Source organism: Paenibacillus forsythiae T98, from assembly GCF_000520735.1.
Lineage (GTDB): Bacteria > Bacillota > Bacilli > Paenibacillales > Paenibacillaceae > Paenibacillus_AQ > Paenibacillus_AQ forsythiae.
This window is the reverse complement of sequence record NZ_ASSC01000793.1, coordinates 1-25,558: the sequence shown is the minus strand read 5'-3', so window position 1 is coordinate 25,558 and position 25,558 is coordinate 1. Positions and strand designations below refer to the sequence as shown.

The 25,558-nt window shown below is 51.4% G+C and carries 19 protein-coding genes; all 19 read left to right on the top strand.

The window, feature by feature from the left end:
• A partial coding sequence (locus tag L692_RS0124415; RefSeq protein WP_025702557.1) for a rod shape-determining protein occupies window positions 1-480 on the top strand: 480 nt, incomplete at its 5' end.
• A gap of 74 nt (window positions 481-554) precedes the next feature.
• Window positions 555-1,427 (top strand): flagellar hook-basal body protein, encoded by an 873-nt coding sequence (locus L692_RS0124410; RefSeq protein ID WP_025702556.1) that lies wholly within the window; start codon window positions 555-557, stop codon window positions 1,425-1,427.
• Between the two features lie 12 nt (window positions 1,428-1,439).
• Window positions 1,440-2,261, top strand: coding sequence for a flagellar hook-basal body protein (locus L692_RS0124405; RefSeq protein WP_025702555.1), 822 nt, complete (start codon window positions 1,440-1,442; stop codon window positions 2,259-2,261).
• Window positions 2,262-2,293: 32 nt separating this feature from the next.
• A complete protein-coding gene (locus L692_RS0124400; protein WP_025702554.1) occupies window positions 2,294-2,509 on the top strand; it encodes a DNA-directed RNA polymerase subunit beta in 216 nt (71 codons plus the stop codon).
• A gap of 283 nt (window positions 2,510-2,792) precedes the next feature.
• Window positions 2,793-3,215: a 3-hydroxyacyl-ACP dehydratase FabZ gene (gene fabZ, locus L692_RS0124395; RefSeq protein WP_025702553.1), complete on the top strand. Its 423-nt coding sequence runs from the start codon at window positions 2,793-2,795 to the stop codon at window positions 3,213-3,215.
• A gap of 28 nt (window positions 3,216-3,243) precedes the next feature.
• Complete coding sequence (locus L692_RS0124390) at window positions 3,244-4,968, top strand: phospho-sugar mutase (RefSeq protein WP_025702552.1); 1,725 nt, start codon at window positions 3,244-3,246, stop codon at window positions 4,966-4,968.
• A gap of 179 nt (window positions 4,969-5,147) precedes the next feature.
• Window positions 5,148-7,214, top strand: a complete 2,067-nt coding sequence (locus L692_RS0124385; protein ID WP_025702551.1) for a DUF5693 family protein — start codon at window positions 5,148-5,150, stop codon at window positions 7,212-7,214.
• Window positions 7,190-8,380 carry a polysaccharide pyruvyl transferase CsaB gene (gene csaB / locus L692_RS0124380; protein ID WP_025702550.1) on the top strand — a complete coding sequence of 397 codons (1,191 nt, stop codon included), beginning with the start codon at window positions 7,190-7,192 and terminating at the stop codon, window positions 8,378-8,380. The genes L692_RS0124385 and csaB overlap by 25 nt, the downstream gene beginning before the upstream one ends.
• Window positions 8,381-8,443: 63 nt before the next feature.
• Entirely contained in the window at window positions 8,444-9,145 is a 702-nt protein-coding gene (locus L692_RS0124375; RefSeq protein WP_084463368.1) for a WecB/TagA/CpsF family glycosyltransferase, read from the top strand.
• A gap of 113 nt (window positions 9,146-9,258) precedes the next feature.
• Entirely contained in the window at window positions 9,259-10,386 is a 1,128-nt protein-coding gene (locus L692_RS0124370) for a glycosyltransferase family 4 protein (protein ID WP_025702548.1), read from the top strand.
• Window positions 10,387-10,549: 163 nt separating this feature from the next.
• Window positions 10,550-14,491 carry an S-layer homology domain-containing protein gene (locus L692_RS0124365; protein WP_025702547.1) on the top strand — a complete coding sequence of 1,314 codons (3,942 nt, stop codon included), beginning with the start codon at window positions 10,550-10,552 and terminating at the stop codon, window positions 14,489-14,491.
• A gap of 223 nt (window positions 14,492-14,714) precedes the next feature.
• Window positions 14,715-15,056, top strand: coding sequence for a hypothetical protein (locus L692_RS0124360; RefSeq protein ID WP_025702546.1), 342 nt, complete (start codon window positions 14,715-14,717; stop codon window positions 15,054-15,056).
• Between the two features lie 478 nt (window positions 15,057-15,534).
• Window positions 15,535-18,303 (top strand): S-layer homology domain-containing protein, encoded by a 2,769-nt coding sequence (locus tag L692_RS0124355; protein WP_025702545.1) that lies wholly within the window; start codon window positions 15,535-15,537, stop codon window positions 18,301-18,303.
• A gap of 143 nt (window positions 18,304-18,446) precedes the next feature.
• Entirely contained in the window at window positions 18,447-18,983 is a 537-nt protein-coding gene (locus L692_RS0124350) for a hypothetical protein (protein WP_025702544.1), read from the top strand.
• Window positions 18,984-19,140: 157 nt separating this feature from the next.
• Window positions 19,141-19,413, top strand: coding sequence for an alpha/beta-type small acid-soluble spore protein (locus L692_RS0124345; RefSeq protein ID WP_025702543.1), 273 nt, complete (start codon window positions 19,141-19,143; stop codon window positions 19,411-19,413).
• Window positions 19,414-19,633: 220 nt separating this feature from the next.
• Window positions 19,634-20,836 carry a methionine adenosyltransferase gene (metK, locus tag L692_RS0124340; protein ID WP_025702542.1) on the top strand — a complete coding sequence of 401 codons (1,203 nt, stop codon included), beginning with the start codon at window positions 19,634-19,636 and terminating at the stop codon, window positions 20,834-20,836.
• 245 nt (window positions 20,837-21,081) lie between these two features.
• Entirely contained in the window at window positions 21,082-23,811 is a 2,730-nt protein-coding gene (locus tag L692_RS0124335; protein ID WP_036725391.1) for a stalk domain-containing protein, read from the top strand.
• A 56-nt stretch (window positions 23,812-23,867) separates the two neighbouring features.
• Window positions 23,868-25,040 carry a sensor histidine kinase gene (locus L692_RS0124330; RefSeq protein ID WP_025702540.1) on the top strand — a complete coding sequence of 391 codons (1,173 nt, stop codon included), beginning with the start codon at window positions 23,868-23,870 and terminating at the stop codon, window positions 25,038-25,040.
• A partial coding sequence (locus L692_RS0124325; protein ID WP_025702539.1) for a response regulator occupies window positions 25,033-25,558 on the top strand: 526 nt, incomplete at its 3' end. The genes L692_RS0124330 and L692_RS0124325, both read left to right, overlap by 8 nt.

Sequence of the window (25,558 nt, the reverse complement as noted above, 5' to 3'; positions counted from 1 at the left end):
TCCATCAAAATGGCAGGGGACAAGTTCGACGAATCCATTTTAAAATATATCAAGCAGAAGTATAAGCTGCTCATCGGTGAACGGACGGCTGAAGATATCAAGCTGACCATCGGGAATGTGCGTCCGGGCGGCGTGCAGGCCGAGATGGATATTCGCGGCCGTGACATGGTAAGCGGGCTTCCCCAGACTCTGACCATTACCTCGATCGAAGCGCAGGAGGCGCTTTGGGACCCGGTGTCGTCCATTGTGGCGGCGGCGAAGACGGTTCTGGAACGCACGCCTCCGGAGCTGTCCGCCGATATCATTGACCGCGGCGTCGTGCTGACCGGAGGAGGCGCGCTGCTGAGCGGACTTGCTGAGCTGCTCTCCGAAGAGCTGCATGTGCCCGTATGGGTGGCGGAAGACCCGATGCATTGCGTGGTGAAGGGAACGGGCATTTTGCTGGATCATTTGGACAAGGCGGTTAAGAAAAAATTTTAAGCGGCCGATATAAAAGATAAAGGTTCATACGCCGGAATTCGGGGTTTTGCGGTTCAGGAAGGAGAAACGCCTTTATGATAAGAGGGTTATATACGGCTGCTGCCGGTATGGTCACGGAGCAGCGCAGACATGACACGGCAACGCAAAATATCGCCAATCTCAATACGACGGGGTACAAGCAGGTCGAAAGCATCAGCCATTCGTTCCCCAATATGCTGATCTCCGCCATGAACGGCCGGACGGCGAAGCCGATTGGCAGAATAAATACGGGGGTATTCGCCGAGCAGTCCATGTCCAAATATTTGCAAGGCGATCTGGTCGAAAGCGGGAAGCTGACCGATTTTGCGCTGTCGGCCGATTTGCGTCTCGCCGATCCAGCCACCGGGGGAAATATCCCCTTTGACGCTTCGGGCAAGTATATCAACGATCAGGGCGAGATTATTTACCAGCCGCAGGCCTTTTTCACGGTTCAGGATAACGATGGAAACACGCTTTTTACACGCAATGGCAGCTTTAATGTAAGCCCGGCCGGTGAACTGCTCAGTGCCGGAGGGTACAGGGTGCTCGGGGCCGATGGCAGGCCGGTAGTGTTAAACGGTCCGGTGGATAATCTCAAGGTTGACGCCGAAGGCAATCTTCTTGATGCGTCAGGCGCCGCTACGGGCGTTCGTCTCGGCATCAGCGTCGTAACGAAGCCGGAGAACCTGGTGCGCGACGGCAACGGCGTATTTCACGTCGACGATGCGCAGGCTGCGGGAATCCGGTATGCGGCGGCTGCGGATAATATGCAGGTTCGTCAGGGATATATCGAAGGCTCCAACGTGGATGTGACGCAGGTTACGATTGATTTGAACGCGGCCTACCGGGCGTATGAAGCGAACCAGAAGGTGATTCAGTTCTACGACAGCACCTTGCAAAAGGCCGTAAATGATGTCGGAAGAGTATAGGAGGAATGACCGGTGAATAACTCGACAATCGGTGCGGCAGTCTCGATGGCAAGTCTCCAGCAGCGCCTTGATCTTATCGCCGATAATATCGCTAATATCAATACGGCAGGCTACAAGAGCAAAGACGGAGCGTTTGAAGATGTGCTGACCCGGGTGCAGCAGCAGACACAGGAATATAAGCTTGAGGGGCGCAGTATGCCCTTGGGTTTTGATATCGGCTACGGCATGAGGATTCCTCAGGTTACGACCAGTTGGGAACAGGGGGCGCTCAAGGAGACCGGGAATGGCACCGATTTGGCGCTGCAGGGCAGCGGATTGTTCGCTGTCCAGGTTGACGGAGTCACTTCCTATACGCGTCAGGGCGATTTTCATTTTACGCCGGACAGTGCGAGTCCGGCCAACATGGTGCTCGTTGACAATGAGAACAACCCGGTGCTGAACGCGCAGGGCAACCCGTTGACGGTGCCGGTTGGGGTAAGCGTGGCCTTTGATGAGACGGGCGCTGTTCTGATGAAGAGAGATGAGAATGGCCCGGTAACCGAGGCCGGCCGGCTGATGCTGGTTGAACCGAACAACAGCGAGGTGCTCCAGGCGGTAGACGGCGGAAGATTTGTCCTTAAGGACGGTGTTACGGCGGGACAGGCCTTCGTGCAGCGAGCGGCGGGCGAGAGCCGGGAAGTGGCGGTGCGCTCCGGATGGCTTGAGCAGTCCAATGTCGATCTGAACAAGGAAATGACCGAGATGATGCAGATTCAGCGGACGTATCAGCTGATGGCCCGGGCGCTTTCCTCCAGCGATCAAATGCTTGGCCTGGCCAACACCATGCGCGGGTAGGTGAAGCAATGGGCAGCCGGAAAGGAGATCGTTTGAAACAGGAACAACGGACAGAAGATCATGTGCCGATCAAGCGCAAACGGTCGAAGTGGACGGTTATTCAATGGGTTCTGATTCCTTTGCTGCTGCTGCTTGCCCTTGGCGGCGGTTTGGCGGCAGGCTACGTCATACTCGGCAACAAGGAATGGAGCGATGTGTTTCATTGGAGCACATGGAAGCATGTATACGATCTGGTCTTTGCGCCCTGATGGCGCAGAAGCCGCAATGCGAAACTCCCTTGTATGAGGGAGTTTTCTTTTTTATACTGAAAAATGTATAATGATGGGGGGCTTTCGAGATCAAAAAGGGCCCTCTCCGCATTCCAGCGGGAGAAGCCCCTTATCTCAACCTCCACTTCTGCAGCCGGTGAAGGATAACTATAGTTCTTGCCAAAGGCTTCTATATTTATGCACTCCGGCAAAATAAAGTGTCTTTATAACGGGAGGCTGTTTGCCAAAGGCCTTTCTCTCGAACCGGAAGGAGCAAGGTTACATGCTGGATGTCAATCAAATTCAGGAAATTATCCCCCATCGTCCCCCTTTCTTGCTGGTGGACAAAATTATTGAGATCGAAATGGGAAAACGGGCGGTAGGCATTAAAAATGTCACGGTGAACGAGCCTTTTTTTACAGGGCACTTTCCAGGCTATCCCGTTATGCCCGGCGTACTGATTACCGAGGCTCTTGCGCAGGTTGGTGCAGTAGCCATTTTGGGCGTGGAAGCCAACCGCGGTAAAATCGGATTCTTGGCGGGTCTGGACGGTTTCCGTTTCCGTGGACAGGTTGTGCCAGGGGATACCCTGAAGCTGGAAGTGGAGATCACGCGTCTAAAAGGAAGCATCGGTAAAGGGAAAGCGGTTGCCAAAGTGGAAGACAAGGTTGTAGCCGAAGGCGAAATGATGTTTGCGCTTAATTAAAATCATACCTGAGAAGGAGAGATTTTTTATGACCCAATTGAGTCCAAAAGCTGCAGAAACCTTGGAACGCTGGCTGCAAGACCCATCCGTAGACGAGACCACCAAGCAGGAGCTTCGGGGATTGGAGAATGATCCGCAGGAGCTTGAAGAACGCTTCTACCGGGATTTGGAATTCGGAACAGGAGGCTTGCGCGGCGTGATCGGCGCGGGCAGCAACCGGATGAACCGGTACACGATAGCAAGAGCGACTCAGGGGTTCGCCAATTTTATCCTGGAGCAGCATAAAGGCGAAGGCCGTCCATCTGTCGTGATTGCTCATGATTCCCGCCGGTTCTCTCCGGAGTTTGCGCTGGAAACGGCGCTGGTTCTGGCCGGCAACGGAATTGAAGCCTATTTATATCCTTCCCTTCGCTCTACGCCGCAGCTGTCCTTCAGCGTGCGCCATCTGGGAGCGACGGGCGGTGTCGTCATCACGGCGAGTCATAACCCTCCTGAATATAACGGGTACAAAGTATATAATTCTCAAGGCGGCCAGCTTGTGCCGAATGAGGCCGAGAAGGTGATCTCCTACATATTCCAGGTGGATTCCTTCAACGCCGTCAAGCGGGCCGTTAAGGAAGAAGCGGAAGCCGCCGGGCTCCTTCATTGGCTGGGAGAGAAGGAAGACGAAGCGTATACCGATACGGTGGCGGCCGTCAGCGTCGGCCGGCCTGAAATCGCCGGGGGCCTTGGCAGCCAATTCAAAATCGTATATACACCGCTGCATGGAACAGGCAATCTGCCGGTTCGCAGCGTGCTGAAGAAGATCGGGTTCACCGATGTGCTTGTCGTACCGGAGCAGGAGCAGCCGGATTCCGAATTCTCCACGGTGAAATCTCCCAATCCGGAAGAGCGGGAAGCCTTTACGCTGGCGATCAAGCTTGGCGAGGAGCTTGGGGCCGATCTGCTCATCGGCACGGACCCCGACGCGGACCGGATGGGCGCCGTCGTGCGCGACCATGAGGGTAAATTCGTTGTCCTGTCCGGCAACCAGTCCGGCGCGTTAATGATCCACTACTATTTGAGCCGGCTTCAGGAACAGGGCAAGCTGCCAAGCAATGGCGCGGTGGTCAAGACGATCGTAACGAGCGAGATGGGCGCCGCTGTCGCCAGTCATTACGGAGCGACCGTGTTCAATACGCTGACGGGCTTCAAATATATCGGTGAAAAAATGACCCAGTTCGAAGCCTCGGGCGACTACACCTATTTGTTTGGCTATGAGGAAAGCTACGGATATCTTGCCGGCAACTATGCCCGGGACAAGGACGCCGTTCTGGCTTCCATGCTGATTGCGGAAGCGGGAGCCTACTACAAAGCACAAGGAAAGACCCTTTACGAGGTGCTTCAGGAGCTTTATGCGCGGTTTGGCTTCTTCCTCGAAAGCCTGGAATCCCGTACCCTTAAAGGCAAGGACGGGGTCGCCCAAATTCAGGGAATCATGAGCGATTGGCGTCAGAACCCGCCGCAGGAAATCGCGGGCATTACCGTGAGCGAGGTGCTGGATTACTCCCTGGGTCTGGATGGTCTTCCGAAGGAGAATGTGCTGAAATACCTGCTTGCAGACGGCTCCTGGTTCTGCCTGCGTCCTTCGGGCACCGAGCCCAAGATCAAGGTGTACTTCGCCGTGCGCGGCGAATCCCTTGAGGATGCCAAATCCAAGGTTGCCGCACTCACCCGGGAGGTTATGGGAAGAGTGGACGGCGGCAGCAATTAGCAGGATGATTTGAATCTCTTTTACGGGAAACGGGTGCCGCCCTTTCATGCGAAGGGCGAAGCCGTTTCTTTTTTCGGGGACCCCGCAAAGTATCTGAGCAGGCTTCGATGCCAAGTCCTCACCTTTGTGGGGTTGTCTCTTGTATTGGAGATTCGCTATGTAAAGAGGAGGAGCTTTTGGTGCAGCACAAATGGCAGCGTTGGAACCTGAATTCCCGGAAATGGCTGTGGGTTGTAGTAGTGGTTGGCCTGATTGCGGCTTTGCCGGTCGTGTATGACCGTCTGCAGACGGAGAAATCATCCAGGACAGTGGAGATCGTATTCGACTACAGGGATCTCGTGGATGCCGCGAGCTACCGGGCCAATCCGCAAGACTACATATCCCGGCAGCTGGATCTGTTGAAAGCGGCCGGCGTACAGAGCATGGCCGTATATGAGAGTACACTTGAGGATTACCGCAAGGCCCGCCGCGTCATGTTTTGGGGGGCGCAGGATATCGCCAACCTAACGGACAGCGTTATCCCGGAAAATGAAAATTATACGTACGTGCTTTTTACAAATAAAGCGAATAGTGACGCGCTCAAGCCCGCAATCCAGGCTACCTTTGGCAGCCTTGGAATTACGACCGAGGACTGGAGCTTTCGCGGACAGCAGGGCTTGATCATCAAGACGCCGCTGGAGGATGCGCTGCTGAAGCCAATGGCCCCGGATGACGCTGTGCTGACCAATTTGCATGACAGGGGATTTCAAATCATTCCCCGTCTTGTGGACTCTCTTCCTTATAACGAAGAAGCAATGGAGCGGCTGATTGACCGTTTTGAAAGTCTTAATGTCAAGCGCATCCTGTTTGAGGGCGATTCGGTTAAAGGGTTTAACGACAACGAGGACACAAAGAGCCTTGATTCCTTCGCGCGGCTGCTGAAAGAGCATGGCATCGGCTTAGCGGCCATTGAGAATCTCAAACAGCAGCAAAAAGGATTCAACAAGCTTGCCTATATGCTCGATTATAATGTGGTCCGGCTCTATTCGCTGAGCGAGAACGATTCGACGCTGAAGCCGGATGTGATTACCGACCGCTTCGCGCTTGCCACTAAGGACCGCAATATTCGCATGCTCTACCTGAATACCGCGCCGATGAGAAGTTCGGCCAAGGCGCAGATCGACGACTCCTTGGAGAATTTGATCACCAGTCTGAGCGGGCCCGGCGGAGCGGTGGAGAAGATCAAGGGCAACGGCTTTGCGATAGGCCAGGCTACGGCTTTTGATGTGGTTGACTCCCCTTATCAACGATATTTCAAGCTGGTCGCCGTTATTGGGGCCGTCGCAATGGTGGCGCTGACGATCTCTTACTTCATTCCATGGCTGACGCTGCTCGCCTGGGCGATCGGTCTGATCGGAAGCGCGGGACTGCTGCTGGTGAAACCTGCGCTGTTTGAGCAGGCGCTCGCCCTGGCGGTGGCTATCTGCGCGCCTACAGTGGCTATGGTTCTCGCTGTCCGTAAAGTCAATAAGTGGGGTCCCCCGCTGGGAACTGCCCGCAAAGGCAAAGCTGCCGCCCGGGGAAGCCATTCCGGCTCCGTTCCCCTGAATCCGCAGCGCCGCCTGCTCCATAGTCTTGTTCTGTATGTAAGGACGGCTGTGATCTCGCTTGGCGCGGTGCCATTCGTTATCGCGCTGCTGAATAATATTACGTACAGTCTGGTATTGAACCAGTTCCGCGGGGTCAGTCTGCTGCATATTGTCCCGATCGGCCTGGTGGCTATTTACGTGCTCCTGTACCGCGGTGAGTTTGCTTTGAGCAAAACGGGTAAACTTCTAAGAACACCAGTCACTCTGGCGATGGTTATTGGAGCTGCGGTGCTTGGTGTTATCGGACTGTACTATATGAGCCGCACCGGCAACAGCGGCACCGCCAGCTCCTATGAATTGGCCTTCCGTAACTTTATGGAAAGTGCCTTCGGCGTTCGGCCGCGCAGCAAGGAGTTCCTGCTTGCGCATCCGTTGTTTCTACTTGGGTCCTTTCTGGCTCTGAAATCCCGGAATGCCGCCTATCTGATGATTGTCGCCGTTATCGGCCAATTATCCATGGTGGATACGTTCGCCCATATTCACTCGCCGATTCTGATTTCGCTTGTTCGCGGTCTGCTTGGGCTTGGGCTTGGGCTCATTCTGGGAGTGATTGCGATAATGGTGTGGCAAATTGCGGAAGGATGTTGGAAACGATGGTCGCCCCTGCTCAGAAAATAGTGTTATCCGGTTACTATGGCTTCCGCAACAGCGGCGATGAGGCGGTGCTTCAATCGATTCTAAATGCCCTGAAGCGCCAGTCCGAGTCTTTGGGCATGTCCATAGAACCGGTGGTGTTGTCTATCGATCCGGAATGGACGTCCGCCACCTATGGCGTTGAAGCCGTGCATCGTATGAAGCTGGCCGAGGTCCGCCGCGCTATAGGCGAGAGCGCGGGATTGATCAGCGGCGGGGGAAGCCTGCTGCAGGATGTAACGAGCGGCAAGTCCATTCCCTATTATCTCGGCATTATCAAGCTGGCCCAGTGGATGGGCAAGCCGACCTTCGTATATGCTCAGGGAATCGGGCCGGTGCAGCGAAAATGGTTCCATCCCATGATCAAGTCGGTATTCCGCAAATGCGCTTATGTATCCGTCCGTGACGAGCAGTCCAGGCAACTGCTTGTGTCGATGGGGATTCGCCCGTCTGATGTGCAGGTTGTGCCCGATCCTGTGATGGGTCTGACTCTGCCGGAGGAAATGGCTGGCGGCTTGGCCTTGCCGGAGCAAGCTGCCGGGAAGCATAGACCTGAATCGGTATTTGCCGCCGACTCCGGCTCTGTAAGCCCGGATCTTCCGGTTGTCGGCATCTCCGTGCGTTATTGGGAGAAGGACAGAAGGGAGCTGGATGCTATTGTGGAGGGGCTGAGGCTCGTTTGCCGCGCTCAGCCGGTGCATCTGAGATTCTTGCCGTTCCATCTTCCCTCCGACAAGGAAGCATCGCAGTATTGTGTGGACAGGCTCGGGGGCGACATCGCCGCTGCCGGAAGCGCCGTCAGCCTGTGTGAAGATGCAGACCATCCGCAGAGAATGCTGAGGGAGGTCGGGGCATGCGATGTGCTGCTCGGGATGCGGCTGCACAGTCTCATTTACGCCGCAGGACGCCGTGTGCCGCTGATCGGGATATCGTATGATCCCAAGATCGACCACTTTTTAAGCCGCATCAACAGCCTTCCTGCGGGCGCAACAGCCTCCCTGGACAGTGCTGTTCTCTGCGAGGAGATTATTCGGCTTATAAAGGACGGAGACGTCTGGCGGCGGCAGAGGGAAACACGGATTGATTCATTAATCCTCGAAGCGGAGGCTCCCGCTCGGCAAATTGTTGAATATTTACGGCATAAAGGGTGATCTATAGTGAAAGACGCAGGCGCTTTGCCTACGGTAACCATTTTCGGTATTCCGGTGTCCAAAATGGATATGAAGGAAACCGTCGCATATTTAACGGAAGCCATTCGCTTGAGGTCGCCGCATCAGGTGATTACGGCGAATCCGATTATGGTCATGACCGCTTTGGACAATCCGGCTTATATGGATATTATGACTTCTGCGGAGCTTGTCGTTCCGGACGGGACAGGAGTGGTGTGGGCGGCCGAACGCAGCGGAAGTCCCGTCAAGGAGCGAGTGGCGGGGTTTGATTTGCTACATGAATTGATGCGAGTTGGAGAAAGCTATCACTGGAGAGTGTATCTGCTTGGCTCAACCCCGGAAGTCATTCAGGAGACGGCAAACCGGATGCAACTGCAATACCCGGGAATAATCATCGCCGGATTTCGCGACGGATTTTTCGGTGCGGAGGAGGATGAAGCGGTCATCGCCGGGATTTTGGAGACGAAGCCCGACCTCTTATTTGTCGCTCGCGGGGCGGATACCCAGGAGCCCTGGATTGCGAAGCATAAGTCGCGTTTGGCCATTCCGGTCATGATGGGCGTCGGCGGAAGCTTTGATGTCATTTCCGGCAAGACGAAGCGCGCGCCTCTGGCCTTCCAGAAACTTCGTTTGGAGTGGTTTTACCGTCTTATAAAAGAACCAACGAGATACAGAAGAATGCTTGCGCTTCCGAAATTCGCAGTAAAAGTGATATGGGAGAGAGATAGAGTAACAAACACTAGATAAAACGCTGTTTTTCCCTCAATATATATCGAAAATCGCCTGAAAACGGAATTGGAATTTGTTTTTGGAACAGAGTATAATTCAATGCGGTAGAGAAATGGGGGTTGACTGAACCAATGTTAATCATATACATCGCCGGATTTATCGTATGCATGGGACTTGCGCTATGCCTGACGCCTCTGGTCAAGAAATTTGCCTTTGCCATAGGAGCGACGGATGTGCCGAATGCCCGCAAAGTGCACACGAGAATTATGCCGCGCCTTGGAGGTCTGGGCATTTTTCTGGCGTTTGTGTTAGGACTGCTTGCCATATCGCCGTTTGTTCCTTACGAGTTCTCCACACGGGATGTTAATTTCATCAAGGCGCTGCTTAGCGGCGGCGGACTTATTGTAATTCTCGGCAGCCTTGACGACAAGTTTGAGCTATCCGCCAAAATCAAGCTGCTTGGTCAAATTGCCGCAGCCTGCATCGTAGTGTTCGGTTTTAATATTACTGTGGACTTTGTAAATATTCCCTTTAACAACACGTATTCTTCGCTGGAGAGCTGGATCGCTATTCCGCTCACCATTTTCTGGATTGTCGGCGTAACGAACGCTGTTAATTTGATCGACGGATTGGACGGGCTTGCCGCCGGCGTTTCAGGTATTGCCATAGCCACTATTGCAACGATGGCTTTTCTGATGGGAAATGTAATGGTTGCCATGCTCTGTCTGCTGCTTCTTGGCAGCATTGTAGGTTTTCTCTTCTTTAACTTTCATCCGGCCAAAATCTTTATGGGTGACACGGGCTCGCTGTTTCTCGGATTCTGTCTGGCGCTGCTGGCGCTGCTCGGGTTCAAGCAAATCGCCGTTGTTTCCTTTATTACGCCGCTGCTTATTATCGGTGTTCCGCTTTCGGACACGTTCTTCGCGATCGTTCGCCGCAAGCTGCAGAAGAAACCGATTTTTGCGCCGGACAAGGGTCATCTCCATCATTGTCTCCGGGAGCTTGGATTCAGCCATCGGCAGACGGTGCTTATTATATACGGAATAGCGGCCTTTTTCGGTATACTGGCCGTCATTCAATCCTCTGCGGCGCTCTATGAAGCCAACTGGGTAACCTTCGTCGTTATTTGCGTCATGCTGTTCTTCCTGCAGATCGGCGCGGAAATTACAGGTCTGATCGGCAAAACAAAGCGTCCGCTGCTTGACTTCTTTGCCAGATTGCGAATGAAGGCGAATGCCGAAAGAGGCTCGAAATCCTAGCTTCAACAGGCTATTATTTTGAAATATATTCCTCCAAATGACAAGACTCATCCTTAACTGGATGAGTTTTTTTGTTCATTGACTAAATTTTTTGGAGCATAAGGCCGATAAAGAAGCAAGCAAGGTATTCCAAAGTAAATCAATCTAAAGGAGAGATATACACATGCAACGTATCAAGAGACCGTTCTTGTGGCTTGTCATGGCGGCTCTGTTCGTCTCGCTGCTCCCTGTCGGTCTTACTCAGCACGTCTCGGCTGCTACGACATCGACCTACTTCATCCCTGACGATCAGAAACTGCTTCAGACAAAGGGACTTAACCCTGAGGCTACCGGCACGGACCCTGCGAAGATTACCCGGAGCAGTGTATATATAACCAATAACGGCAATATGACCATTACCGGCACCTACTCGCTGGTCACCGGCTCAACGATCAAGGTAAAGGTGGAGCAGCTGACACAGGACAGCACAAGCGGCAGATGGGTCACGGATGCCGGCCATGTGACGATCGGTTCCGTTACGCTGGATTCCGCTAATTCGGCGAACCGTTTTACAACCAGCGGGCTGACGCTGTATACCGGCTATAACAAGGTTACCTTTACGGGCGTACAGGGTGGTCTGGAGCGTTCCGAATCGTTCTATGTGCTGTATGACAAGGTTCCGTTCATTCAGTCCCTTCAGGTACTGGGAGGCGGTCCTGAAGCCATTGATCTGAATGAAGGGACCCAGGTCGTCGTCCCGAACAACCAGATAACGATTCGCGGCAAGGTGGCCAATGCGACATCGGTTACGCTCTCGCTTAACGGCGGAGATATGATGACGACATCGCTGCTGGAGGACGGGACGTTTTTCACCTCATCGCTGTCACTTGTTTCGGGCATCAATAGCCTTAAATTTGTGGTGAAGACCGCTTCCGATTCCATTACCATCGATCGTTCTTTGTATTATTTTGATACGACCCAGCCGTTTACGGATATGGAATTGTCTTACGATTCGCAATATATCAAGGCCTTGAACACCACTCCCGTATTGACGGGTACGGCGCAAACCGGAGTCATCGCTCAAATTCTGCTCCCGTACAATGCCGCGACCAATCCGTTTTCGAAGAGCGACGGCACCGCGGGTACGGATACGACCGTCAAGATTGGCACCAATACGGTTCCGATTCGTGTGTTGAAGCTGGATAGAACTCCGGGAGCTTCTTCGGACGAAATTATTATTCCGGGACCCGACGGCGAAACGCCGGCCTACCGGCTGGTGAAGTTCAAAGTCGACGGAGTTTCGCTGGCTTCGGGAACAAATAACTTCAAGCTTTTCGTTACTTACGGGAACTTCTCTACTTCGTATACGGTAAATTACAAATATATGCCCGGAGAGACGGTTATCACCGATTTGTATTACCTGCCAGGCTATAACGGTACTTCGTCCGTAACGAACGTCTCCAAGCTGGCTCTCGACGGAGCCGAGGTGGACAAAGCTACTTTTTACATCATGGTAAGAGCCAACAAAAATCTTGCCGCGACCAACAAGCTTGTCGCTTCCTATTTACCGCTGAGCACGAAGAATCTGAGCTTGACTTTAGTAACCCCAACCGCATCTCCGAGCGGTCTGGGCAGCAATGAGCAAATTTACAAGGTCTCCGACTTTTCCAACGGGCAGCAGAAAGTGAGATTCAAGTTTGAGGGATCGGAAGCCTACAAGAATGTGGATATTTCCTATGTGTCCAAGAACTATATCTATGTAAGCAATCTGCAGGACGGTCAGACGTATTCCTTCAACTCAAAGATCGTAAATACCATGACCATTGAAGGCCAGTACATCGGATTCGAGAATATTACCAACGCGCAATTTTATGTCAATGGCGTTGCCGGCAACGGCATGACTCAGGGACCGGAATCAAGCAAGGATGGTCCGGATACAACGCTCGGCGTTGATGCAACTCATACTGCGTTCTCGCTGGCTCTTAATATTAAGGCGGAAGGTCCGCTTGTGTATGGAGAGAACAAAATCGTATTTACCGGAACCTCCATGGACGGCGCCGGAAATCTCCGGGAGGTCCGCAAGGAGCTGCGGATTTATATTGTGGATACCAATGTGTCCACGCTAAGCGTATTCCGTCCGGCTACAGGTACGGGGCGCACATCCTTTAACAACAAACCGTTGGCTAGCTTGACGAGCACGGAACTATCTGATATTTTGCGGGTGTCTCCGGAGTTTGTGAATCGGGATGGCAAGTATGTCACCAGCGAGCAATCATATGATCTGTTAATCAGAGGCGGCGGAGCATCCATCTTGAATCTGTTCCGGGGCTCTGAGCAGATATTTTCCAGCAAAGGCATTACTGACCTGCTGACCTCGGACGACAGGTACAAGACCGCCGGAACGTATACCTATACGACGAACGGAGTGAGTTATTCCTTCGTCTATGATTATGCTGGCAGCGAAAAAGACTTTATCCTGCGGATTCGGGATTTGAAATTCGACGCGCCGGGCAGCCAGGTGTTTAATCTGGAATTGATCAACAGCACCGGAGCCCGCAGTACCCAGCGGCTGGAAGTCGAGCGGGTGGTATCGCCATACTTGATTTTATCTCCTGTTCCGACAGTAGGCGATCAGATTGTGGTCAACAAAAACTTTGTCCGCTTCGACATTGAAGCCGAGGGTGCGACCAAGGTCATGATTGACAAATATGAAGCGACCAAGCGGACAGACCTGCCCAACCGTTTCGTATACGACTATGTCGGACTGAAGCCGGACAAGGCAACCGTAATCAAGATCCAGATTGTTCGTGCCGACAGTACCTTAAATGATACTGTGACTGTCTACTACACCAGTGCGGTTCAAATCGATACGCAGTACATGGCGGAGAAAGCAGCTGTGAAATACAGCGTGTTTAATAAGGAACTGGAGCTGAATTTTCCAAAAGGCACCGTTATGAAGGGGTATTCGTCCTCTGGAGCAGCCAAATACTATCCTGATCAAAAGCTGCTGTTCGGCATTGCCGATCCCAGAGACGGGGTTGTGGAGCGCCGCAATGATTACGGAAATATTATCAATCTGAATAAAGACGCAAGAACGGAAAAAGGGGAATCAACCATCATCGTTCCTGCCGATCTGACGCTGCGCTTCGGATCAACCGTGGAGACTACCAATTTCTCGCGGGTGTCGGATATTTATTGGATTAGCGGCGGCTTGGGAGAGAGTGGAATCAAACAAGCTGTGAACGGAATCGCGCCTTATTCTATAGAAGGTAACTTCACGCAGTTCGGCTACGACCGTAAAATCGTTCCTTCCCAGCGAGGCGAATTGACCCTCGCCTTTAATGACAGCGTCGTTGATGAGGTTGGAACCAATATTACGGTATTCCGCTACACCGACTCCGGAATATGGGAGAATATTGGCGGGGAGGTAAATACGAAGGCTCATACCGTGACCGTACCATTTGACGAATTCGGATATTATACGGTAATGAAGCTGCGCCGGGGCTACTCCGATATCACAAACCATCCATGGGCGCGAAATATTCTGAACGGGCTGTACTCGAAAGGCATTATGACTTACCTGCGCGCCGATCAATTCGGAGCGGATGATCTAACTACACGCGGAGAGTTTGCAACACTGCTTGTCAAAGGATTGAACATTCCGCTGAACTATGATGTGAATCAACAAACCTTCTTTGATATCGTGCCGGAGGCGAAATCCAGAACCTGGGATTTCAAATATATTGAGACGGCTGCGAGAGCGGGTATTGTTACCGGTCTGAGCGACGGATTCTTCGGCCCGGATATACCGCTGACAAGAGAACAGGCAGCCGTTATGATCGCGCGCGCATTGAAGCTCAAGCTGTCCGCGAATAATGACAAGCTGCTGACAGGTCTCGGCAAATCATTTGTGGATGCCGGAAGCTCGGACTACTATTCACGGCCTGCCATTGAAGCTGTGTCCAAGGCCAAGATTATGGAGGGCAGTCCGATAACGATGGCAGGTTCCAGGAAGCCCGTATACAACTTTAACCCGAAGGGCAAACTGACAAGAGCGGAAGCTGGCAAAATTGTGGTGGCGCTCCTGCAAAAGAGCACAAGCATCTTCCCGAAGAGTTTTAGCTAGGAGCAAGCAAGAAGCCGGTCTGCGAGAATGAATGATCGCAGGCCGGCTTTTTTTAAAGCTATAAGTGCATGTACCTGAATTCCAAGAGACACTTCCCCTGAAGTCATTAGGTTACGGGATTAGCGAAATGGTTCAGCTTATCGTCTTGAAGGTTTTGTAATCTTCGGCCGTTTACGTTACAATAGCGTAGACAATATTATGTTCTGAAAGGTGAAAGCCATCGATGAAACCGATTTTATCAAAAGCTCAGCTCGACTACATGAAAGCTAAGAACAAGTTTGAGAATACAGCAAAAGTAATGGAAAAAGAAATCGCGGCAAGACGCGTTCAACAGGAAATCACCCAGGAGGTCATGGAAGAACTGGTTCAAGCGACCGGATTCCATGATGCTTACAATGACCTTGTTATAGCGGAGAATGCGCTGATCGACTGGTCCCACTCTACCATTAAGCATGAGAAATCTTATCGGGAGAATCGCGATGCGATTGATGCCTTGTATAAAAACGTGAATTCCAGTCCGGAGAAACGGCAAGAGCTTATCCAGCTTTCCATGAAGATCAGATAACTTTGGCGATTAGTAGAGTGCCGGATTCGGCGCTCTTTTTTTACAATAAATAAGCATCGGGCAAAATAGATCAGGAAATATTGCTTAATGACCGGTAACGGAGCACATGATATACTGATTCCCGTAGCGCCCATGGTTTACCAATGGTTTCAATTTACATAAAAGACAGCTCATCTATTGGTGCGAAACAGGAGAATAACCTTTCCAAATTATTTTTGGGTGAACCGCAACTTTTACGAAACTCTCGCGTTAAAGATGTAGAGCCATTGAACATCGGATATTTGGATGGCTGTAAAGCTAGCTAGACCGATTGGAAAAATTAGCTTTACGTGACTTTAGGCACATTGTATAATACTAAGGTAGATTTAGGAATCTAGTGTTGTCATGCCTTGAATGTATTTACCAGTTTCTGTGATACCCGTCACAGACATCATTTATACTTAACTTGCTCAACTCGGGAAAGGGGGTGCATCGGCTAATGAGTGACATGAGCTACCCAACTAAACAAGACTCTCAGTTCATGAATGTTCAAGGAGGAGAAAAAAAGGTTATGAAGAAAATTTTGTCCGTAGCACTGTCTACAGCAATGGCATTCTCGATGTTTGCCTCTGTAGCATTTGGTGAAACAGCAACAACCCCGCAAGCTAAATTTGACGCTTTGGCAGCGAAAGGCATCCTGAACGGATACCCGGACGGCAAAGCTCATCTGGAAAATGATCTGACTCGCGCCGAGTTCGCGAAGATCGTAGCCAAACTGTTCAACCTGAAGGAAGAAACAGGCAAGCTGTCTTATAAAGACAAAGGCTACAACGCGAAGAACTGGGCTGTTCCTTACATCGAAGCTGTAACTACAGCTAAACTGATGCAAGGTAAAGATACAGTCAAAGGTCTCTTTGACTACAACGGTAAAGTAACAGTTCAAGAAGTAGCGACCGTATTGGCGCGCGCTCTGAAACTGGAAACTCCTTCTACTACTGACAACAACGCATCCACATGGGCTAAAGGTTACGCTCAAGCCGTAATCAACAAAGGCCTGATCGCAGCAAGCACCAGCTTCCAAAGCAACGCAACTCGTTCTTTGGTAGTTGAAGCAGCTTATGAAGTAAGCGTTCTGTCCGCTCTGCCTACAGTGGTATCTGCACAAGCGCTGACTCCAACCACTGTCCTGGTAACTTTCTCTGACAAAACAACAACTACGGTTACTTTGACAGAAGCTCTGGTTGCCGGCGTTGAGAAGACGATTTCCTTTACTTACAACGGCCATGACTACACAGCGAAAGTAACTTTGGCTTCCGCACAAGTTCTGTCCGTAACTCCAATTAACGCTACTCAAGTTGAAGTTAAATTCAACAGAGCTCTTGACAAGACTGATGCCGAAACAGCATCGCTTTATACGATCAATGGCGTAACACCGGCTTCTGTAGAGTTGAGCGCTGACGAAACAACCGTTACATTGACTTTCACAAATGCTAGCGAAGTTGAAGTAACCAACGGCGTTGTTGTTGTGAACCCTGTTCTGCTGAAAGATTCCGATACCAAAACAGCCAAGTTCACTACCGTACTGACATTTGAAGATACAACTGCTCCGGTTATTGCATCTGTATATGCAAAAACCAACACAACTGTAGCTTCCACTGTAGTGGTAACTGCTTCCGAGCCAATCGTGAGCTCCCTGGCCAAGGTTGACGGATCTTACTACACGATCGCTTGGAGCGGCAAAACGGGTAAAATTACAGGTGTGAGCCTTGCTTCCAACGCAAATCACACCGTTGAACTGATTAACCTGCTGGATAAGGGCGGAAACAAAACGGTTTCTACTTCCCAATCCTTCGCTGTAACTGTTGATACTGTAGCGCCTACTGCTACTTTGTCTGCTCAAAGCGACAAAGGCATTCTGGTTACATTCAGCAAGGAAATGGACCCTGCTACTGTAATCAATGCATTTAGCGTGAAGGACGAACTGCTTGGCAATGTTAACTTCACTGCGCCAACAGCTGCTGTAGCCAACACTAACAACACTCAATTCCTGCTTCAAGTAACGGATACTCTGTACAGCACTAAAACATCCCGTACGCTGTCTGTTGTTATTCCGGGTACAGTTAAGGATTACCTGGGCAACGCTTATGTTGCTGGTTCCCAGTCTGTAGCTTTGACTAAAGATACAGTTAAACCGGCTGCAACCAGCTACAAATTAGTTAAAAACTCCGATGGTAAAGTAACTTCTATCGAAGTTAACTTCAGCGAAGGTCTGGCTGCTGGTACGCCGGCATTGCCGACAATCGTTAACTCCAATGGTGTTGCCATTTCCGCAAGTTCGTTCCTTGGCGGATTGACTCCTTCCGCTGTTACTGCTGGCGCGAAGAAAGTGGTTTACACAGTTGGAGCTCCGGACAAATTGACAGGCGTCTATGCGTTCTCGTTTGCTTCCGGTCTGGTCAAAGACCGCGCTGAGACTCCTAACTCTTCCGATGCATTCAACTACACGATTGACTTCGGTGCTGGATCTACTACGTTTAAACTGACAAGCGCAAATGCAGTTGGCAATGTGGTAACCGTTGAATTTGGCAGACCTGTTAAAGGTGGCGCTGTAGCTAACTCGGCTACTGACCTGGCTAACTACTCCTTGGCCGGCAAGCCGCTTCCAGCTGGTACATCGATTACTCTTGACTCTGTGCAAGATACGGCTACGATTACATTGCCTGCAGATTCTGTTGAAAAAACCGATTCGGCAGCAATATTCACAGTGGCAAATGTAGCAGCTCTTTCCGGAGAACTGTTGACTACTTATTCCGATACTCTCTCTGTAACGGATAACACTAAACCGGTTCTGAACTACGCTGCATTGACATCCGATAATAAGCTGGCTATTGGCTTCAACGAAACGCTTAATGTGGCTCCGGTTATTGGCGACCTTGTAGTTAAGGTTAACGGTGAAGTAGTAAATACTGCAGGTCTTACCGTTACTGCTGGTTCCGGTTCCGATGCTGGTAAATACCTGATCGACCTGAGCGGCTTCATTGAGCAAGCAGCTACAGCTACCTCGGCTACGTACTTCGACCTTAACAACAATGGTGTATTGGATTCTTCCGATATCACACTTGCTACAGGTCCAATCACTAGCCCTAAACTCAGCACACTTGCTGCTATCTCTACTGTAACTGTTACAACTAAGACTTCCGGCACTACGGTTGCAGAGGATGCTGCTCACAACTCGCTGAAAAATGATGTAACTGTATCTGCTAAGTAAGATATTCATATCTTACTTGTGCATACCGTCATTATTGAGTAAACGGATGTAAGATGTTAATTTGGAAGGCTCTGTGGAGATGACTCTCTGCAGAGCCTTCTTAAATTCACTGGCGTATTATCAGTCTCCAAAGGAGGAAGAGAATGAAGCCGCTATGGAAGATAAGCCTGGCCGCTGTACTGCTCGCCGGCGGTGTATGGGCCGGTTCAATCGTGAGCAATACGGCACAGGGAGCTGATGTCGGGAATCAACCTGGCACAGCCGATGACCCGGTTGTTACCAAAAGCTACGTAGACCAGCAGATTCAGAAAGCGCTGCAAGGTGGCACAATAAAAGCGCCTACTCCAACGTCAACCCCGGCACCCGCCGCAACCCAAGCTCCAGCCTCACCTAATCCGGCAAGCAGTAATGAAGCAGTTATTGTCGATGTAAAGCCTGGACAGACATTGCTCGCTTCCGCGGGAACGGAGTTTATCGTTCGCGCCGGTAAGGCCGTTATTTATTCTCAGGACACCAGCGGTGCGGCCGATTTGACCGACGGCAAAGATTTGGCTAACGGACAAGCTGCCCCGGCCAATCATCTTCTTTCATTTCCGAGAGATGGCAGAGGGGTTGCGGTACAGGACGGTCAGAAATACGGGCTTGTCGTTATGGTCCGCGGGGGCTACATCCTGAAATAGAAAATGTTACTTACAGATTGCCCCGATTTGTTTAGAAACATACATGAATCAGACCTTGATTTCAGTTTCCTGGCTTCCCAAACATTGATAAGGCTGAATAAAGCCTAGGCGATGCACAATACTCCTGTATTCTTAAATTAATCAGGAGGTGTTGTTCATGGCACGCGGCAATCGTACAGTTGTACCGGAAAGCCGGGAAATGCTGAAGCAGATGAAGTTTGAAATCGCTGCCGAGTTTGGCCTTTACGGTCCAGTGCCCGGAGCAGGGGCGGATACGGAATTCGCTTCCGAATTGGGAATGCTGGGAGGAGCTCCGGCGGCATCCCGGACTCCATATCTCGGACATATCACGTCACGGGATAATGGTTCTGTTGGCGGTGAAATTACGAAGCGGCTTGTTAAGCAGGCCGAGCAAGCCCTTTTTTCATAATGATAGCAAGGTAACAATCAGGCTCTGTGGGTGGGCTTTGATTGACAGTAACACCTAAATAAGTTAATATGACATTTGAGGAAAACCGACCTTTTCCATGTGGAAAAGGTTGATTTTTTTGCCGGGTTAAGCCTTGAACTTATATGAATTATTCTTCAACAAGGATTAAATAAGAGGAATGACCAAGCAGTTTCTACCTATTATATAGGAGGTTGAATTCATGCCTGTTAAAGGACGTCACTTGTTTACATCAGAATCGGTTACGGAGGGACACCCGGACAAGATTTGCGATCAAATCTCAGATGCGGTCCTGGATGCGTTCCTTGCCAATGATCCTTATGCGCGTGTAGCTTGTGAGGTATCGGTAGCTACCGGCCTTGTGCTCGTCATTGGAGAAATCAGCACCAAGTCCGAGTATGTGGATATTCCCGCAATTGTACGCAGCACGGTTAAAGATATCGGATATGTACGAGCCAAATATGGCTTCGACTACAATACCTGCGCCGTATTGACATCTCTGAATGAACAGTCTGCGGATATCGCTCAGGGCGTTAACGCTGCGCTTGAGGATCGCGATCCTGCTCAGGTTGCTGAAGAAACCGCAAATATTGGGGCAGGAGACCAGGGGTTGATGTTTGGCTTCGCAACAAATGAGACGCCTGAACTGATGCCGCTGCCGATTGCCTTATCCCACCGAATTGCCCGGCGCTTGTCTGAAGTGCGCAAAAATGGCACATTGGATTATCTGAGACCGGATGGCAAAACACAGGTTACGATTGAGTATCAGGACGACAAGCCTCTACGGGTGGATACGATTGTCGTATCGACACAGCATGCTGAGGAAATTACGCTGGAGCAAATTCAGGCGGATATCAAGCAGCATGTGATTTTGCCGGTTGTGCCGGAAGAACTGCTGGATAGCGAAACCAAGTATTTTATCAATCCGACCGGACGGTTTGTTATCGGTGGTCCGCAAGGGGATGCGGGGCTTACCGGACGGAAGATCATCGTGGATACGTATGGCGGATATGCCCGTCACGGCGGCGGCGCCTTTTCCGGTAAAGATCCGACGAAGGTTGACCGTTCTGCCGCTTATGCCGCGCGTTATGTGGCCAAGAATCTCGTAGCTGCCGGTCTGGCCGACAAGTGCGAAATTCAGTTGGCTTATGCGATCGGTGTCGCCAATCCGGTTTCTATCAATGTCGATACATACGGCACTGGCAAGATCGGTGAAGAGCAGCTTGTGGAACTAGTGCGCCGGAACTTTGACCTGCGCCCAGCCGGAATTATCTCCATGCTGGATCTGCGCAGACCGATTTACAAACAGACGGCCGCTTACGGGCATTTCGGACGTACGGATTTGGACTTGCCTTGGGAACGCATCGACAAAGCGGAACTGCTCAGGGAGCAAGCGGGGCTATAACTTAATAAGCAGGGGCGTAGCGCCTGTAACCATGAACAAAAAGGCCTTTTGTATGGACAAGTCTTGGGGACTGTCTTTTGCAGAAGGCTCTTTTGCTTGCCGGAAACGGCGAAGCTCAGAGTATTTTCTATCAATTTCGTAACTTTTTCGGCTAAATCTAGTCTATTAAAAGTGTAGGACAAAAAATGGGATGACTCCGCTGGAGGAAAGTACTGGGAATACAAGAGATGGGAGAGTTACTTGGAATGAATGGTAGTTGCTCATCGGATCAGTCTGGTATGGACAAGGAAAGAAGAAATAAGAGACCCGCATCCTCCAAATGGATCGCTGCCTCGCTTGCGGGTGTGCTGTGGATTATGCCGGTGATCGGCGGCGAGCTGCCGCTGCTACAGAGGGGACATGCTTCGATCGCGATGGCCGCTTCTTCTTTTACGGCAACTAAAGTGAGCGAAGAAATCATTACCTCGGGCGCCACGAAGCTGAAATATAAATATACTGTGACGCGCTCCGGCAGCAAGGCAAGCGGTCTGGCCGATGTCATTCGCGTCGATCTGAACAACCCGTATGTCTCTATTGATGTGATGACTGGCAAGAACGGCAAGCTAACCACACGGCAAAGTACCGGAGGAATGGCCAAGGAGACCGGCGCCGTGGCGGCGGTGAATGGAGATTACTTCAATACAAGTGGCGAAGGAGCGCCGATTGGCGGCGAAGTATCCGGAGGCACACTGGTATCGACACCTTCACAGCTGAACGGTCTCTACGCCTTTGCCCTGACGACAGACAATAAGCCGGTCATCGACGAGTTTACGTTCACGGGAACGGTAACGGCGGCAGACGGCACACAGTTCCCTTTGTCCGGGGTCAACAAGGGAGCGTACAGCCCGGAGGGCGGGGCTTCCGCTTACAGCCACTTCAATGCGGCATATGTGTATACCGACGCCTGGGCAGCGCAGGATCGGCCGAAAAACAGCTCGACGTCCCCGACCGAGGTGCTTGTTGAAAATGGAGTGATCACTCAAATTTCCGACAAGAATACCGCTTTAAAGGTGACTGTGCCTTCGGGAGCCTATATTTTGCGGACGCACGGGACAGCGGCAGCGTTCGTGGCGGATCATTTAGCGGTTGGTCAGCCATTGACGGTGGCTTATTCGCTTCATTCCAAAACGAGCGGCGAGACAATGGACCCGGCCAGCCTCAAAATGATGATCGGAGGGCACACCATTCTGGTTGACAAAGGCAAGGCGGCGGCATTTTCGCGCTCTGTCAGCAGTATTGGCGGCTACCGCGCAAGAACGGCGCTCGGGTACTCCGCAGATGGGCGTTACGTGTACGTCATCGCGGCGGAGAAGAATGATAATAGCTCAGGCATGTCCCTGTCAGAGCTTCAATCATTTATGACAAGCATTGGCGTGTATAAAGGACTAAATCTGGATGGTGGCGGTTCCACGACAATGGTTGACCGTCCGCTGGCTGAAACGCAGACTACACTTACGTTCGATACGGAATATGGCACGGAGCAGCGCAGCATTGTGAATGGCCTGGGCGTCTATACGAATGCGCCGCAGGGCGAATTGAAAGGGATCAAAATCAGTGGGAGCAGCGTCCTGCTGATCGGACAGACGGCGTCCTATACGTTGAAGGGATATGATACGTATTATAATCCGATCGACGTTGCTTCAGCCAATCCTTCCTGGAAGTCCAGCAGCGGAAGCGTAAATGTCGGCGGAAGCCAGGCGACGGCGGTGAAGCCGGGAACAGCGACTCTGACCGCGGCAAGCGGTTCCGTAAGCGCATCAATAGCGGTTACTGTGCTTGGAGGCGACGATCTGTCCAGTCTGAAGGCGGGCACAGCAAGCGCTCCGCTCAAGGAGGGCAGCGTCATTGCGGTGCCGGTAACCGCAGTCACCAAGGGCGGCGCTTCAATCAGCGTGCCAAGCTCCGCGCTCAAATGGGAGTTCGTCGGCTTTCAGGGCGGCGTACAGGATGGAAAGCTGAGTGTGAATTCGGTCAATCCCGGAGTCACGACCGGCTATGCCATCGCGCGTTACGACGGATTCAGCACGGCGATTGTGTTGACGGAAGCCGCAGCGGTCCCGTGGGAGGATTTTGAAAATGTCGCCTATCCGATCGCCTTTACGACGAATGTGTCAGGCGTTCAGGGAACGGCGGCCATCACGGACGGCAGTGACAATCACGCGGGCAAAGTGCTGTCGCTTGGTTACGACATGACAGCCGGAACAGGCAAGATGTATGCCTACGCCCAGTTCAACGGCACAGCCGGCAAATCGGTTCCGGCAGCGGCAACCTCGATGACGCTTGATGTGATGGGGGATAAGAGTCTGAACTGGCTGCGGGCTGAATTTACGGACAATAGCGGAGCGACCATTTATGTGGACCTGGCCAAAGCCATTGACTGGACCGGATGGAAGACACTGAATATCGACCTCACAGGGTCAAATATGAAGTTCCCGGCAACACTAAAACGGCTGTATGTCGTTAATGTCGAGGAAGGACAGGATGAGCGGGCCAAGACCGGAGCCGTGGCTTTCGACAATATCGCCTTCACGATGCCTTCGCTTTCCAGCGAGGCGGGATTGAAGACGGGAACGGCGGTCATGGTGATCGGACAAAGGACATTAACGGTAAACGGAACGAAGAAGGCCATTGACTCAGCGCCTCTGGTACAGAATGGAACAACCTATGTGCCGATCCGCTATGTGCTGGACGCTTTTGGCGGCAGTGCGGCCTGGTACCCGGCTACCCGTAAGATCATGGTGCTTCGGGGCTCCAAAGCGCTTGAGCTTACAGTAAACAAGAAGGAGTTTATTATTAACGGAAAGCGGCAAAGCTCCGAGGTAGCGCCTATATCCCTACAAGGAAGGACTTTAGTCCCACTTCGTTTAGTTTCCGACCAGCTTGGATTAACCGTAAAATGGGAACAGAAAACGAAGACCGTAACGATTGAATCATGATATGTTAATATAAAGGCTCGCCTTTATATGATTCGACAGAAATGGGGCAATTGTCCGTGGAATTCCAAACTGATGCCATTGACCGCGTAATCAAGAATACGATTAATGTAATGGAGGACAGCAAGTATCAGATTTTTGAGATTCTGCAAACCGCCCGTGAAGAGCTGGCAAATCTCAACAGTGAACTGCAGCGCGTCAGGGAGGAGACGGATGAAACGCTGCAGAAGGTAGACAAGCTGGAGGTGGATTATCGCCGGTCCCGTATCCGCTTAACGGAAGTCAGCCGTGATTTTGTTCGTTATACAGAACAAGATATTCGAATCGCATACGAGAAGGCGACGGAGCTGCAGCTTGAGCTGATGATGGCGAGGGAAAGGGAGGCCTATCTGCGGAACAGACGCGATGAGCTGCATAAGCGGGTCCGGAGCGTCGAGAACTCGGTGGAACGGGCCGAATCGATCGGCTCGCAAATGAGCGTGGTCTTAAAGTATTTATCCGGCGAGTTGGGACATGTAACGCGAATTGTCGAATCGGCAAAGAATCGTCAGATCATCGGGCTGAAAATTATTTTGGCTCAGGAAGAGGAACGCAAGCGTATTGCCCGTGAAATCCATGATGGCCCTGCACAAATGCTGGCAAATCTTGTTCTTAGAACAGAAATTGTGGAAAGAATGCTCGTAAAGCAGGAATTTGGGCTGGTGCAGGGCGAAATAGTAGATTTAAAAGGACAAGTGCGTTCAAGTCTGGAAGAAATGCGTAAAGTTATTTTTAATTTGCGACCGATGGCGCTGGATGATTTAGGACTTATCCCCACGCTGCGCAAGTATGTTCATGATTATGAGGAGAAGAACAAGATTCGGACCTCATTTGAAACGAGGGGCAAGGAGCATCGTCTCTCGTCAGCGATGGAGGCAGCCGTCTACCGGCTGATTCAGGAGGCGCTGTCCAATGTCGCGAAGCATGCTTGTGCCAGTTACGTATTGGTGGAAATTACATATCAGGCACAGTTGATTAAAATTGTAGTCAAAGATAACGGAATAGGCTTCAACGTGCAGGAAATGAAAGCGGAGCAGGTCAACAGAGAGAGCTTCGGGCTGGTTGGAATGCGCGAACGCGTAGAACTGCTGGAAGGAAGAATGGAAATTGAATCTGCCGAGAATCAAGGCACAACCATCATTATCCATATTCCAACGAACGTGGACAAGGGAAAGGAGCAAAATAATGGATAACCAGAATCCCGGCAAGACACCCATTAAAGTTCTTTTGGCGGACGATCATCAGCTGTTCAGAGAAGGACTCAAGCGCATTTTGAACATGGAGGAAGATATTGAGGTCATTGGCGAGTGCGGCGATGGCATTCAGGTATTGGAGTTCTGCAACCAGATCAAGCCGGATATTGTATTGATGGACATTAACATGCCGATTGAGAATGGCGTGGAAGCAACGGAGAAGCTGAGGGAGTTATTCCCCGATGTCAAAGTGATTATTTTGTCCATCCATGACGATGAAAGCTACGTATTCGAGACGCTGCGCAAAGGCGCCAACGGTTATCTGCTCAAGGATATGGAAGCCGAGTCGCTGATCAATGCCATCCGTTCCGTCTGCGAGGGACACGCCTTTATCCATCCCAAGGTGACGGGCAAGCTGATTAACCAGCTTCGGCGGATGACTTACCTGAATGAAACGGGCGCGATTGCAGAGGCTTCAATGAAGGAGGCGGGCGTCAAGTTTGTGGCGGGGGACAACA